At 42.5% G+C, this 14,528-nt stretch carries 9 protein-coding genes, 2 tRNA genes and 5 rRNA genes; 6 read left to right on the forward strand and 10 right to left on the reverse strand.

Annotation, left to right across the window (positions count from 1 at the left end; genetic code table 11):
• Nucleotides 1-15 precede the first annotated feature (15 nt).
• The 5 genes from rrf (LNP19_RS01125) to LNP19_RS01145 all read right to left on the reverse strand — a co-directional run bounded on the left by rrf (LNP19_RS01125) (nt 16) and on the right by LNP19_RS01145 (nt 5,330).
• Nucleotides 16-125: ribosomal RNA gene (gene rrf / locus LNP19_RS01125) — 5S ribosomal RNA — on the reverse strand.
• A 196-nt stretch (nt 126-321) separates the two neighbouring features.
• Nucleotides 322-3,206: ribosomal RNA gene (locus LNP19_RS01130) — 23S ribosomal RNA — on the reverse strand.
• A 189-nt stretch (nt 3,207-3,395) separates the two neighbouring features.
• Nucleotides 3,396-3,469: transfer RNA gene (locus LNP19_RS01135), tRNA-Ala, on the reverse strand.
• 143 nt (nt 3,470-3,612) lie between these two features.
• Nucleotides 3,613-3,686, reverse strand: a tRNA-Ile gene (locus tag LNP19_RS01140).
• 130 nt (nt 3,687-3,816) lie between these two features.
• A 16S ribosomal RNA gene (locus LNP19_RS01145) occupies nt 3,817-5,330 on the reverse strand.
• The 16S, 23S and 5S rRNA genes sit together here with 2 tRNA genes alongside, the layout of an rRNA operon.
• Nucleotides 5,331-6,288: 958 nt before the next feature.
• On the opposite strand from LNP19_RS01145, the gene LNP19_RS01150 reads away from it, so the two are divergent.
• The 5 genes from LNP19_RS01150 to LNP19_RS01165 all read left to right on the forward strand — a co-directional run bounded on the left by LNP19_RS01150 (nt 6,289) and on the right by LNP19_RS01165 (nt 8,542).
• A complete protein-coding gene (locus LNP19_RS01150) occupies nt 6,289-6,564 on the forward strand; it encodes an ISAon1 family transposase N-terminal region protein (RefSeq protein ID WP_428979041.1) in 276 nt (91 codons plus the stop codon).
• Between the two features lie 150 nt (nt 6,565-6,714).
• Nucleotides 6,715-7,119 (forward strand): transposase, encoded by a 405-nt coding sequence (locus tag LNP19_RS15390; RefSeq protein WP_230064187.1) that lies wholly within the window; start codon nt 6,715-6,717, stop codon nt 7,117-7,119.
• A gap of 40 nt (nt 7,120-7,159) precedes the next feature.
• Entirely contained in the window at nt 7,160-7,444 is a 285-nt protein-coding gene (locus LNP19_RS15455; protein WP_428979042.1) for a transposase, read from the forward strand.
• Between the two features lie 53 nt (nt 7,445-7,497).
• A complete protein-coding gene (locus tag LNP19_RS01160) occupies nt 7,498-7,818 on the forward strand; it encodes an ISAon1 family transposase N-terminal region protein (RefSeq protein ID WP_230061469.1) in 321 nt (106 codons plus the stop codon).
• Nucleotides 7,819-7,840: 22 nt separating this feature from the next.
• Nucleotides 7,841-8,542 (forward strand): ISAon1 family transposase, encoded by a 702-nt coding sequence (locus tag LNP19_RS01165; RefSeq protein ID WP_428979043.1) that lies wholly within the window; start codon nt 7,841-7,843, stop codon nt 8,540-8,542.
• On the opposite strand, the gene tnpC is transcribed toward LNP19_RS01165, so the two are convergent.
• From tnpC to tnpA, 3 genes are read right to left on the reverse strand one after another with little or no spacing between them, the layout of a single operon-like run.
• Nucleotides 8,531-10,123: an IS66 family transposase gene (gene tnpC, locus LNP19_RS01170; protein WP_230061927.1), complete on the reverse strand. Its 1,593-nt coding sequence runs from the start codon at nt 10,121-10,123 to the stop codon at nt 8,531-8,533. The two genes, LNP19_RS01165 and tnpC, sit on opposite strands and share 12 nt — an antisense overlap.
• Before the next feature lie 55 nt (nt 10,124-10,178).
• The gene (tnpB, locus tag LNP19_RS01175; protein WP_230061926.1) at nt 10,179-10,529 is read right to left on the reverse strand and encodes an IS66 family insertion sequence element accessory protein TnpB; all 351 of its coding nucleotides are present in this window, start codon (nt 10,527-10,529) and stop codon (nt 10,179-10,181) included.
• The gene (gene tnpA, locus LNP19_RS01180) at nt 10,529-10,813 is read right to left on the reverse strand and encodes an IS66 family insertion sequence element accessory protein TnpA (RefSeq protein ID WP_230061925.1); all 285 of its coding nucleotides are present in this window, start codon (nt 10,811-10,813) and stop codon (nt 10,529-10,531) included. The genes tnpB and tnpA overlap by 1 nt, the downstream gene beginning before the upstream one ends.
• Before the next feature lie 52 nt (nt 10,814-10,865).
• On the opposite strand from tnpA, the gene LNP19_RS01185 reads away from it, so the two are divergent.
• Complete coding sequence (locus tag LNP19_RS01185; RefSeq protein ID WP_230062985.1) at nt 10,866-11,180, forward strand: transposase; 315 nt, start codon at nt 10,866-10,868, stop codon at nt 11,178-11,180.
• 122 nt (nt 11,181-11,302) lie between these two features.
• Here LNP19_RS01185 and rrf (LNP19_RS01190) read toward each other — a convergent pair.
• Nucleotides 11,303-11,412 (reverse strand): 5S ribosomal RNA (rrf, locus tag LNP19_RS01190).
• A 173-nt stretch (nt 11,413-11,585) separates the two neighbouring features.
• Nucleotides 11,586-14,470: ribosomal RNA gene (locus LNP19_RS01195) — 23S ribosomal RNA — on the reverse strand.
• Nucleotides 14,471-14,528 lie beyond the last annotated feature (58 nt).

Here is a 14,528-nt window from a genome sequence, read left to right on the forward strand (position 1 = left end):
CAATTTCAGGATAAAGAAAGGCGACGACATACTCTCCCACATAATTGCAGTACCATCTGCGCTGGCGGGCTTAACTACTCTGTTCGGGATGGGAAGAGGTGAGCCCCGCCGCAATAACCACCTTAAGATTATTGTTTAAGGAGTTTCAAGTTTTTATAGTTTCAAGTTAACAACTTGTAACATTAAACTTCAAACTTTAAACGCAGCTTTGCTGCAATATCTTAACATACTGAGATAAAGAAAATAAAAAGTTTTAGTTCCTGAAACAAGTTCAGGATAAAAGAAAGTTTCTCCCTCCCGATTGCTCGGGAGGAAAAGGGTGTACATAAGCTTACGGATTATTAGTACTACTCGACTATGACATTACTGCCTTTACATCTATAGCCTATCAACGTGGTCATCTCCCACGATCCTTAAAAGAAATCTCATCTTGTGGTGGGTTTCGCGCTTATATGCTTTCAGCGCTTATCCCTTCCAAACGTAGCTACTCTGCAGTGCCACTGGCGTGACAACAGATACACTAGAGGTTTGTCCAATTCGGTCCTCTCGTACTAGAATCAGATCCACTCAAATTTCTTGCGCCCACAGTAGATAGAGACCGAACTGTCTCACGACGTTCTGAACCCAGCTCGCGTGCCACTTTAATGGGCGAACAGCCCAACCCTTGGGACCTTCTCCAGCCCCAGGATGTGACGAGCCGACATCGAGGTGCCAAACCCCCCCGTCGATATGAGCTCTTGGGGGAGATCAGCCTGTTATCCCCGGCGTACCTTTTATCCTTTGAGCGATGGCCCTTCCATGCGGAACCACCGGATCACTATGCTCTACTTTCGTACCTGATCGACCTGTATGTCTCTCAGTCAAGCTCCCTTATGCCATTGCACTCTACGCACGGTTACCAAGCGTACTGAGGGAACCTTTAGAAGCCTCCGTTACTCTTTTGGAGGCGACCACCCCAGTCAAACTACCCACCAAGCAATGTCCCCCGCAATCGCGGGGTTAGGCCTCAGATAAACAAAGGGTTGTATTTCAACAATGACTCCACAACGCCTAGCGACGCCACTTCACAGTCTCCAACCTATCCTACACATCATTTATCCAAGGTCAATACTAAGCTATAGTAAAGGTGCACAGGGTCTTTTCGTCCCACTGCGGGTAAACGGCATCTTCACCGTTACTACAATTTCACCGAGCTCATGGCTGAGACAGTGTCCAGATCGTTACACCATTCGTGCAGGTCGGAACTTACCCGACAAGGAATTTCGCTACCTTAGGACCGTTATAGTTACGGCCGCCGTTTACTGGGGCTTCAATTCAATGCTTCTCCGAAGATAACATCTCCTCTTAACCTTCCAGCACCGGGCAGGTGTCAGGCCCTATACTTCATCTTACGATTTTGCAGAGCCCTGTGTTTTTGATAAACAGTCGCCTGGACCTCTTCACTGCGGCCAGCATTGCTGCTGGCGACCCTTCTCCCGAAGTTACGGGTCTATTTTGCCTAATTCCTTAGCCATGAATCTCTCGAGCACCTTAGAATTCTCATCTCGACTACCTGTGTCGGTTTGCGGTACGGGTACTATTAACCTGAAGTTTAGAGGTTTTTCTTGGAAGCCCTTAGGTGCACTATCTCTTTGTCCGAAGACGCCGAGTACTATCGTATTTCCCCAAAACCCGTGGATTTGCCTGCGGGTCTTATAGGTAGGTACTTCAACGAACTATTCCGTCAGTTCGCGGCACTTTCATCACTCCGTCACCCCATCACAGTTAACAGTAGTACGGGAATATTAACCCGTTGGCCATCGACTGTCCCTTTCGGGTTCGCCTTAGGTCCCGACTAACCCACAGCTGATTAGCATAGCTGTGGAAACCTTAGTCTTTCGGTGTGCGGGTTTCTCGCCCGCATTATCGTTACTTATGCCTACATTTTCTTTTCTAACCAGTCCAGCATGCTTTACAACACACCTTCTACCCTGTTAGAATGCTCCCCTACCACTTACAATAAATTGTAAATCCATAGCTTCGGTAATATACTTATGCCCGATTATTATCCATGCTCGTCCGCTCGACTAGTGAGCTGTTACGCACTCTTTAAATGAATGGCTGCTTCCAAGCCAACATCCTAGCTGTCTATGCAGACAAACCGCGTTCTTTCAACTTAGTATATATTTGGGGACCTTAGCTGATGGTCTGGGTTCTTTCCCTCTCGGACTTGGACCTTAGCACCCAAGCCCTCACTGTTAGTGAACATTATATAGCATTCGGAGTTTGTCAGGAATTGGTAGGCGGTGAAGCCCCCGCATCCAATCAGTAGCTCTACCTCTATATAACTTTATAACTAACGCTGCACCTAAATGCATTTCGGGGAGTACGAGCTATTTCCGAGTTTGATTGGCCTTTCACCCCTACCCACAGATCATCCCAAGACTTTTCAACGTCAACGGGTTCGGTCCTCCACTGTGTGTTACCACAGCTTCAACCTGTCCATGGGTAGATCACACGGTTTCGCGTCTAACACTACTGACTAAAGCGCCCTATTCAGACTCGCTTTCGCTACGGATCCGTGGCTTAACCACTTATCCTTGCCAGCAACGTTAACTCGTAGGCTCATTATGCAAAAGGCACGCCGTCACCCCACGAAAGGGCTCCGACCGCTTGTAAGCGTATGGTTTCAGGATCTATTTCACTCCGTTATTCACGGTTCTTTTCACCTTTCCCTCACGGTACTGGTTCACTATCGGTCTCTCAGGAGTATTTAGCCTTAGCGGATGGTCCCGCCAAATTCAGACAGGGTTTCACGTGCCCCGCCCTACTCAGGATACCACTATCCTTTACACTTGTTACCTATACAGGACTATCACCCTCTATGGTTCTACTTTCCAGTAGATTCTAGTTCCTCGTGCAAGAAATGTCGTGGTCCTACAACCCCAACATTGCCGTAACAACATTGGTTTGGGCTAATCCGCGTTCGCTCGCCACTACTTACGGAATCACTTTTGTTTTCTTCTCCTCCGCCTACTTAGATGTTTCAGTTCAGCGGGTTTGCCCACCTATCGGTGTACTATGTCTTCAACATAGTGGGTTGCCCCATTCAGGTATCTACGGATCAATTGGTGTGTGCCCATCCCCGTAGCTTTTCGCAGCTTATCACGCCTTTCATCGCCTCTGAGAGCCAAGGCATCCCCCATACGCCCTTATTTTGCTTATTGTACCAATCTTAAAATTAATTAAGACCGTTTTTGTTTGTCTTTTACTACTAATAGTAAAAAACGCTTTCTACTTTTAATATTTTTCTTATCTCAATATGTCAATGAACTTTGATTCAGTGTTCAGTCTACAGTTTTTAGTATTCAGTTTTACCCGAACACTGATCACTTTTTTTCTGACCACTTCTTTTGTGGAGAATAACGGAGTCGAACCGTTGACCTCCTGCGTGCAAGGCAGGCGCTCTAGCCAGCTGAGCTAATCCCCCATTTTTTAGTTGTCAGTTAACAGTTTTCAGTTAACAGCACTTAAAACGGTTACTCAACCTCTAAAATTTCCTTTTTTACTAAGCTTTTCAGTTTTTTATTTTGTTTTTTATAATTTACAATTCATAATTAACAACTTAAAAAGTAGTCCCGGGCAGACTCGAACTGCCGACCCCTACATTATCAGTGTAGTACTCTAACCAGCTGAGCTACGAGACTCTGTTTTTACTTAATTTTCATTATTTTTTAAATTAACAGCAAGAGCAATAAATTCTTTAAATATTTTCCAAATTCTCTTTTCGTCTCTTTCCTTAACGTGTTGATAAATCAACTAACAATAAGGCTCTAGAAAGGAGGTGTTCCAGCCGCACCTTCCGGTACGGCTACCTTGTTACGACTTAGCCCTAGTTACCAGTTTTACCCTAGGCAGCTCCTTGCGGTCACCGACTTCAGGCACCCCCAGCTTCCATGGCTTGACGGGCGGTGTGTACAAGGCCCGGGAACGTATTCACCGGATCATGGCTGATATCCGATTACTAGCGATTCCAGCTTCACGGAGTCGAGTTGCAGACTCCGATCCGAACTGTGACCGGTTTTATAGATTCGCTCCTGGTCGCCCAGTGGCTGCTCTCTGTACCGGCCATTGTAGCACGTGTGTAGCCCAAGGCGTAAGGGCCGTGATGATTTGACGTCATCCCCACCTTCCTCACAGTTTACACTGGCAGTCTTGTTAGAGTTCCCGACATGACTCGCTGGCAACTAACAACAGGGGTTGCGCTCGTTATAGGACTTAACCTGACACCTCACGGCACGAGCTGACGACAACCATGCAGCACCTTGTAAATTGTCTTGCGAAAAGTCTGTTTCCAAACCGGTCAATCTACATTTAAGCCTTGGTAAGGTTCCTCGCGTATCATCGAATTAAACCACATGCTCCACCGCTTGTGCGGGCCCCCGTCAATTCCTTTGAGTTTCATTCTTGCGAACGTACTCCCCAGGTGGGATACTTATCACTTTCGCTTAGCCACTGAAGTTGCCCCCAACAGCTAGTATCCATCGTTTACGGCGTGGACTACCAGGGTATCTAATCCTGTTCGCTACCCACGCTTTCGTCCATCAGCGTCAATCAATTAGTAGTAACCTGCCTTCGCAATTGGTATTCCATGTAATCTCTAAGCATTTCACCGCTACACTACATATTCTAGTTACTTCCTAATAATTCAAGTTTAGCAGTATCAATGGCCGTTCCACCGTTGAGCGATGGGCTTTCACCACTGACTTACTAAACCGCCTACGGACCCTTTAAACCCAATGATTCCGGATAACGCTTGGATCCTCCGTATTACCGCGGCTGCTGGCACGGAGTTAGCCGATCCTTATTCTTACGATACCGTCAAGCTGGTTCACGAACCAGTGTTTCTTCTCGTATAAAAGCAGTTTACAATCCATAGGACCGTCATCCTGCACGCGGCATGGCTGGATCAGGCTTGCGCCCATTGTCCAATATTCCTCACTGCTGCCTCCCGTAGGAGTCTGGTCCGTGTCTCAGTACCAGTGTGGGGGATCTCCCTCTCAGGACCCCTACCCATCGTAGCCTTGGTAAGCCGTTACCTTACCAACTAGCTAATGGGACGCATGCTCATCTTTCACCGTTGTGACTTTAATACTAAGTTGATGCCAACTCAGTATACTATGAGGTATTAATCCAAATTTCTCTGGGCTATCCCTCTGTGAAAGGTAGATTGCATACGCGTTACGCACCCGTGCGCCGGTCTCTTGGTTCGAAAACCAATACCCCTCGACTTGCATGTGTTAAGCCTGCCGCTAGCGTTCATCCTGAGCCAGGATCAAACTCTTCATCGTATATTATGCGAATCAAATTGCTTTGATTCTATTTATGTTCGACTGAAGATCTAGTGGTTTTATTATAATCTATCGATTCTATTACTCTTATTCTTTTGTTTTAAGATCTCTCTTAAAACGGCTGTCAATTCAATATGTCTAGGAACGTGTCTTATCTTTTTTTTCGTCTCGTATAACTCACTTAGTGTGTTTCTCGAAGCGGGTGCAAAAGTACAACTTCTTTTTAATCTCGCAAGAAAAATTTAAAGTTTTTTTTCGAAGTTTTAAACCTCTTTTTCTTTAATCTTTCTTACCAATCTCTCAAGGAACTTTGCATATTTTGCGGGGTGCAAATGTAATAAGCCAATTCAAATCTCACAAGTTTTTTTTGATTTTTATTTTAGAAACCTTAATCCCTAAATCAAATAATAACTGGCAATATCTTAATGAACTTTGTCGCTGTTGCGGGTGCAAAAGTACCACCTTTATTCGCTTAAACAATACTTTTGAACAAGTATTTTTACCCTTTTTAAAACTTTATTTTTAACCATCTGAAAACGTGTGTCTTGAAATTGTAGCATCTTAAACTTTAAAACTCTTTTTATGGAAAAGAAGCACTTTGACCATAAAAAACAATCGAAATTCTTCTTTATGTTTCTAAAAATAGATCTCAAGCCCATACCCTAGCCCTGATAGAAGCCGAAATCCTTCCAGTCCGGCTTGCGAACAGGAAGATTCTAGCGAATAACAGGTAAATGCTACGACTTTAACTTTTTCAGAACTAAATATACATAAGGTATCACACAATCGTGAAACGCTACGACTTTAAGTGGATCAAGTGCAAAAGTTGGGGAGGAAATAAATAATTCTGAGCTTTGTAAAAAAAAAAAAAAACACTCTTTGGAAAATTACATAGAACTCTTAAAAACTTATACTTCCTGAATTAATTGTAGAATACTTTGATTTAATAAACACCAAAATCGAACAAGAGAAAACGCATTTGTTTTTTGAAGAAAAAAATATACCTCCAAAAGAGCACAATAACAAACAACTTGTATCCAAAGGCTTTCTAAATGAAGTTACTATCCAAGATTTTCCTCTCAGAGGCAAATTTATTTATCTTCACATAAAAAGAAGACGTTGGACTGACAAACAATCTCAAGAAATCATTCAGCACAATTGGAACATCGTAGCACAAGGAACCCGCATGACTCAGGAGTTTGCGACTTTTTTAAAAGAAATCAATCGATACTAAGGCAAACGATTGTCGTACTATTAGCTTTTTCTTTGGTGTCAATGAAAAAAAAAAAAAAAACTACAACGACAATATAAAAGACATCTCAGCAATTTTTCTACCTGGGAACAGCATGAACAAGCTGAAGATTGGTTACTATTTCCTGAAAACATGGGACATCACTTGTCTATAGACGAAGTTAACTTATCAATAGATGAACTCTATACGATAGTTACCAACAAAGCAGCTAAAGGCAAGAAAGGATCTATTCTCGCTATTATTGCAGGCACTAAATCAGAAATTGTCATTAAGCATTTGCAAAAAATAGATCTAAAAAAACACAATCAAGTTACTGAAATCACCCTTGATATGGCTAATAGCATGAAATTGATAGCTAAAAAATCCTTTCTAAAGGCAATACAACTAATAGATCGTTTCCATGTTCAAAAACTGGCATTAGAAGCCATACAAGAAGTTCGAATTAGACTAAAATTGGAGGCTCTGGATCAAGAAAATACAGCCATAGTAGAGGCTAAATCAAATAAAACGCCATTTTTTTTCAAAAGAATTTTCTAATGGTAATACGGTCAAGCAATTACTCACTAGAAGCCGGTTTCTGCTATACAAAAGTCCAAATAAATGGAGTGAGAGTCAAAAAGAAAGAGCGGCAATAGTATTTGCTGAATATCCAGAAATTAAAATAGTTTATTCCTTAAGCCAAAAATTACGTAAGATATACAATAGTAGTATAGATAAAGCAGTTGCTATCAAAAAATTAGCACACTGGTATAATGATATGCAGAACTTAGGAATTAGAAGCTTCAATACCATTATGAACACTATAAAATCAATTACAAGGGATCAATCCCAAAACCTGGGGGGAAATGTCAAAATAAATTGAGAGATTTGCAATCTTAAGAATGAGAGATGCCCCCAATAGACCTTTTAAAATTCATGTTACCTGACTTTTTAGTAGATCACTTTGAAGTGGTTTCTTCTACTAACACAGAAGAAATAGTACACCTATATTTTGAAGAGAATGCCAAGCCTCCAAAAGAATTTGATACACTGGAACTAGTATCAAAGGGCTTTCAGGATGAGATAACCATTCAGGATTTCCCTCTCAGAGGTAAATATGTATATCTACATATAAAAAGACGTCGCTGGACAAATAAGACAACAGGCGAAATTCTTAAAAGAGATTGGAATTTAGTTGCTAAAGGAACCCGCATGACTCAAGAGTTTGCGGCTTTTTTAAAAGAAATTAATAGATAAGAGTGCTACTGATTGTCACACCATTGGTGGTTTCTTCGGAGTCAACGGAAAGAAACTCCAACGACAATATAAAAAACACCTGAGTTCCTTTAATGCTTGGGCTCCACGAGAACATGCACATCAATGGATTGTTTACCCTGAAAATATGGGCACCCATTTATCAATTGACGAAGTAGCTTTGTCTCAGGGTGAACTTTACACTATTGTAACCAACAAGAAGTTCAAAGGTAAAAAAGGTTCCTTAGTTGCCATTGTTGCTGGAACAAAGGCAGATAAAGTCATAGAACATATCAGAAAGATTGATTACAAGAAGAGAAGCTGTGTCAAAGAAATAACACTTGACATGGCTAATTCTATGAAATTGATCTCTAAAAGATGTTTCCCTAAAGCCACACAGGTAACAGATAGATTTCATGTCCAAAAACTGGCACTGGAAGCCTTACAAGAGATTAGGATTAAACATCGATGGGAGGCTATGGATTTTGAGAATCAATTGATATTGAAAGCCAAAAGAGAGAATCAAACCTATATTCCGGAGCTCTTAGCTAACGGTGACTCTGTAAAACAGCTATTAGCCAGGAGTCGATATGCACTTTATAAATCTCGCGAAAAATGGACTGAGAATCAAAATGAAAGAGCTCAATTATTATTTGGACTATATCCAGATATAAAAACAGCCTATTATCTAAGCGTATCCACCCCAGCAACTACATCAATCCAATAAATTCTGATTGAAGTATTGAGGAAGAAGATTGTGAAGTTCTGAAGATTTGGTGTCGTTGATATTTTCAAGGACATGATGTAGCCATTTGGATGGATTGATATTATTTTTCTTGCAGCTGGCAAAAAACGAATAATACATGGCAATATCCTTTGCAGCTTGGTGTGAACCTGCAAAAAGATAATTTTTTCTTCCCAAGGCCAAGGGTCGAATGGTATTTTCAACCTGATTGTTGTCAATATGCAGATTTCCGTCTTTTAGATAAGCCATCAAACTGTCCCAACGTTTCAAGCAATAATTGTAGGCCTTGCCCAGCGGACTTTTGGGTAATTCTAATTTTGACTGCACTGCAATGTAGTTCCCTATTTCGTTAAGTAAGGGATGTGATTCTTTTAATCTTAAAGCATATTTTTCCTGGATTGAAAAGTTTTCAGAAGTGGCTTTTCGTTCAATTTCATATAGCTTTTGGATAAGCAACATCACGTGCGAAGCATTTGCTTTGTTATAATCCAATGCTTTTTCAAAATAACGGCGCGCATGTGCCCAACAAGCTATCTGTGTGACGTTTTCTTTGAGTGCAAATTGCGGATATACTCCATAACCATCGGTTTGAAGATAACCTACAAAATCGTTTAACATTTCCAAAGGGCCTTCGCTGCCGCGTCCTTTTCGATAATCAAAATACACACTTTTGGGTATAGGCGCGTGATACACCCACATAAATCCAGTATGTGTTGCGCCTTTTTTATCTGTGTCCTGTACTTTTATTGGGGATTCATCCGCCTGAAGATAACCGTTTTTCAGCGTATGCTGTCGGTGACATTCGTACAAGGGTCGAAGTAATTGGGATACTAATCTTACCCATGAATCGACCGTAGAAGAAGGTATATCGACTCCTTCTCTTGAAAATCGCTGTATCTGTCGGTAAAGCGGAAGGTGATCCACAAACTTATCGGTGATGATTTGAGTCAAAAGATGGGTTCCAGCAATACATTTTGGAATCGGACGAAAATCGAGAGAGGCAATTTTGACTTGCTGGTTTCCTTTTTCATCCACCGGGGCAACATATTTATTTCGGATGTAACGGTTGATGAACAATTTTGCGGGAGTATATTCCAATTCATCAGTAATTTCCTGACCAATGCATTTCAATCCTTCTACATTTTCAGTCGGTTCCAAAATGATTTCGTTTACCGCAAGGTGCGATGGTAAAGCCATACGGCCTTGATGCTTTTTGCTTGCTTTTTCGCGTTCGTAAGTGATTTGCTCTTTTACCGATTCAACGGCTTGTGCTACTTCTTGCTCATCGATTTCAAAAGGAATGGCTAATTGCTCCGGATTTTCACTGGCGATGAAACGTTCTTTCTTAGAACCGTACATTGCTCTTTTGAACTGTTCAATCTGGAATTTTAGATAACTAACCTCTTGTTCAAGTTTCGTGGCTACAATCTCTAATTTTTCGGTTTTGGATTCTAATTTATTAGATTTGGATTCTAATTTGGAATTCGCTTTTATTTGACTTTTGAGTAATTTCAAAAGTTCGTCTTTAGAGTAATTATCAAACAAATCTGGTGCGTTTTCCATGCTTCAAAAATAAGAAAACAACAGTAAAAATGCAAAATTTCAAAGGTATTTACGATTATTTTTCGGCTGTTTTGTATCTCTTTTTTTGCTTGAAATCTCTCAATTTAAGACCACCCAAAACCAGTAGCAATTCCTCTCTTTTTAATTCCCTTGAAACCGAATCGCTTGTCAAAAAATCAAACCTTCCTTGTTCTAGTCGTTTGTAGAAAATCGCAAATCCGTCGCCGTCCCAATACAGCAGTTTGATATGGGTTTTGGATTTGTTCAAAAAAACAAAAACATCGCCCGTTTGAGGGTTTTGGTTCAGATAATTCCGAACCAAGCCCGAAAGTCCGTCAAAACCCTTTCGCATATCCACCAAAGTACAGCACATGTGATAGCGAACACCTGCACTCAAGCCCAGCATCAGTAAATCGTAATGGTGATTCCTCCAGGAAGATCGATTCGCATGGTTTTCTGATCTATCTCTTTTGAGGCTGACTGTTTTTTATCTTTTCTCGGGCTATCCGAAACCGAGAAAAAGGAAACTTCCGGTTTGGACTGTCCGAAATCCATCTCCTTATTGTACTTTTTTAGCCAATAATTGAATTGATGATAACTCAGCGATTTTAAAGCTGAAAATTCTGCTTTGGTTAAGTCGGATTGTTTCCATTCTTCAACCAAAAAATACATCTGTTCTTGTTGATTCATATCCCATAATATTGAATCAGCAAATTTAAATTAGCGGGTTTAGGTATCAAATATGGCATTGGTGGGAAGGATACATCTAAGCCAACAACTTCGAGGTATCTACAATAGCAACAATGACAAGCACATTGCGATGACTAAACTAGCACATTGGTATAGGAATGTAGAGGAATCTGGTTTTAAAAACTTCAATATTCTACTCAATACTATAACTTTCAATTACCGGTCAATCTTAAACTACTTTGATAATAGAAGTACCAATGCTTCTGCTGAATCTTTCAATGCAAAAATAAAAGCCTTTAGAAGTCAGTTTAGAGGAGTAAGGAAAATAGATTTCTTCTTGTTCAGATTATCTAATCTTTTTGCCTAATCCCCAACTTTTGCAATTGACCCCAAACCGAGCTGTTAGGCGAGAGAGGGTAGTTGTAAAAAAAAGAACCCCAACCTTTTCAGGTTGGGGCTCCATAGATCCTGAAACAATTTCAGGATAAAGAAAGGCGACGACATACTCTCCCACATAATTGCAGTACCATCTGCGCTGGCGGGCTTAACTACTCTGTTCGGGATGGGAAGAGGTGAGCCCCGCCGCAATAACCACCTTAAGATTATTGTTTAAGGAGTTTCAAGTTTTTATAGTTTCAAGTTAACAACTTGTAACATTAAACTTCAAACTTTAAACGCAGCTTTGCTGCAATATCTTAACATACTGAGATAAAGAAAAGTAAATTTATTTTTAGAAAGTTTCTCCCTCCCGATTGCTCGGGAGGAAAAGGGTGTACATAAGCTTACGGATTATTAGTACTACTCGACTATGACATTACTGCCTTTACATCTATAGCCTATCAACGTGGTCATCTCCCACGATCCTTAAAAGAAATCTCATCTTGTGGTGGGTTTCGCGCTTATATGCTTTCAGCGCTTATCCCTTCCAAACGTAGCTACTCTGCAGTGCCACTGGCGTGACAACAGATACACTAGAGGTTTGTCCAATTCGGTCCTCTCGTACTAGAATCAGATCCACTCAAATTTCTTGCGCCCACAGTAGATAGAGACCGAACTGTCTCACGACGTTCTGAACCCAGCTCGCGTGCCACTTTAATGGGCGAACAGCCCAACCCTTGGGACCTTCTCCAGCCCCAGGATGTGACGAGCCGACATCGAGGTGCCAAACCCCCCCGTCGATATGAGCTCTTGGGGGAGATCAGCCTGTTATCCCCGGCGTACCTTTTATCCTTTGAGCGATGGCCCTTCCATGCGGAACCACCGGATCACTATGCTCTACTTTCGTACCTGATCGACCTGTATGTCTCTCAGTCAAGCTCCCTTATGCCATTGCACTCTACGCACGGTTACCAAGCGTACTGAGGGAACCTTTAGAAGCCTCCGTTACTCTTTTGGAGGCGACCACCCCAGTCAAACTACCCACCAAGCAATGTCCCCCGCAATCGCGGGGTTAGGCCTCAGATAAACAAAGGGTTGTATTTCAACAATGACTCCACAACGCCTAGCGACGCCACTTCACAGTCTCCAACCTATCCTACACATCATTTATCCAAGGTCAATACTAAGCTATAGTAAAGGTGCACAGGGTCTTTTCGTCCCACTGCGGGTAAACGGCATCTTCACCGTTACTACAATTTCACCGAGCTCATGGCTGAGACAGTGTCCAGATCGTTACACCATTCGTGCAGGTCGGAACTTACCCGACAAGGAATTTCGCTACCTTAGGACCGTTATAGTTACGGCCGCCGTTTACTGGGGCTTCAATTCAATGCTTCTCCGAAGATAACATCTCCTCTTAACCTTCCAGCACCGGGCAGGTGTCAGGCCCTATACTTCATCTTACGATTTTGCAGAGCCCTGTGTTTTTGATAAACAGTCGCCTGGACCTCTTCACTGCGGCCAGCATTGCTGCTGGCGACCCTTCTCCCGAAGTTACGGGTCTATTTTGCCTAATTCCTTAGCCATGAATCTCTCGAGCACCTTAGAATTCTCATCTCGACTACCTGTGTCGGTTTGCGGTACGGGTACTATTAACCTGAAGTTTAGAGGTTTTTCTTGGAAGCCCTTAGGTGCACTATCTCTTTGTCCGAAGACGCCGAGTACTATCGTATTTCCCCAAAACCCGTGGATTTGCCTGCGGGTCTTATAGGTAGGTACTTCAACGAACTATTCCGTCAGTTCGCGGCACTTTCATCACTCCGTCACCCCATCACAGTTAACAGTAGTACGGGAATATTAACCCGTTGGCCATCGACTGTCCCTTTCGGGTTCGCCTTAGGTCCCGACTAACCCACAGCTGATTAGCATAGCTGTGGAAACCTTAGTCTTTCGGTGTGCGGGTTTCTCGCCCGCATTATCGTTACTTATGCCTACATTTTCTTTTCTAACCAGTCCAGCATGCTTTACAACACACCTTCTACCCTGTTAGAATGCTCCCCTACCACTTACAATAAATTGTAAATCCATAGCTTCGGTAATATACTTATGCCCGATTATTATCCATGCTCGTCCGCTCGACTAGTGAGCTGTTACGCACTCTTTAAATGAATGGCTGCTTCCAAGCCAACATCCTAGCTGTCTATGCAGACAAACCGCGTTCTTTCAACTTAGTATATATTTGGGGACCTTAGCTGATGGTCTGGGTTCTTTCCCTCTCGGACTTGGACCTTAGCACCCAAGCCCTCACTGTTAGTGAACATTATATAGCATTCGGAGTTTGTCAGGAATTGGTAGGCGGTGAAGCCCCCGCATCCAATCAGTAGCTCTACCTCTATATAACTTTATAACTAACGCTGCACCTAAATGCATTTCGGGGAGTACGAGCTATTTCCGAGTTTGATTGGCCTTTCACCCCTACCCACAGATCATCCCAAGACTTTTCAACGTCAACGGGTTCGGTCCTCCACTGTGTGTTACCACAGCTTCAACCTGTCCATGGGTAGATCACACGGTTTCGCGTCTAACACTACTGACTAAAGCGCCCTATTCAGACTCGCTTTCGCTACGGATCCGTGGCTTAACCACTTATCCTTGCCAGCAACGTTAACTCGTAGGCTCATTATGCAAAAGGCACGCCGTCACCCCACGAAAGGGCTCCGACCGCTTGTAAGCGTATGGTTTCAGGATCTATTTCACTCCGTTATTCACGGTTCTTTTCACCTTTCCCTCACGGTACTGGTTCACTATCGGTCTCTCAGGAGTATTTAGCCTTAGCGGATGGTCCCGCCAAATTCAGACAGGGTTTCACGTGCCCCGCCCTACTCAGGATACCACTATCCTTTACACTTGTTACCTATACAGGACTATCACCCTCTATGGTTCTACTTTCCAGTAGATTCTAGTTCCTCGTGCAAGAAATGTCGTGGTCCTACAACCCCAACATTGCCGTAACAACATTGGTTTGGGCTAATCCGCGTTCGCTCGCCACTACTTACGGAATCACTTTTGTTTTCTTCTCCTCCGCCTACTTAGATGTTTCAGTTCAGCGGGTTTGCCCACCTATCGGTGTACTATGTCTTCAACATAGTGGGTTGCCCCATTCAGGTATCTACGGATCAATTGGTGTGTGCCCATCCCCGTAGCTTTTCGCAGCTTATCACGCCTTTCATCGCCTCTGAGAGCCAAGGCATCCCCCATACGCCCTTATTTTGCTTATTGTACCAATCTTAAAATTAATTAAGACCGTTTTTGTTTGTCTTTTACTACTAATAGTAAA

Origin of the sequence: Flavobacterium acetivorans (genome assembly GCF_020911885.1) — a bacterium.
Lineage (GTDB): Bacteria > Bacteroidota > Bacteroidia > Flavobacteriales > Flavobacteriaceae > Flavobacterium > Flavobacterium acetivorans.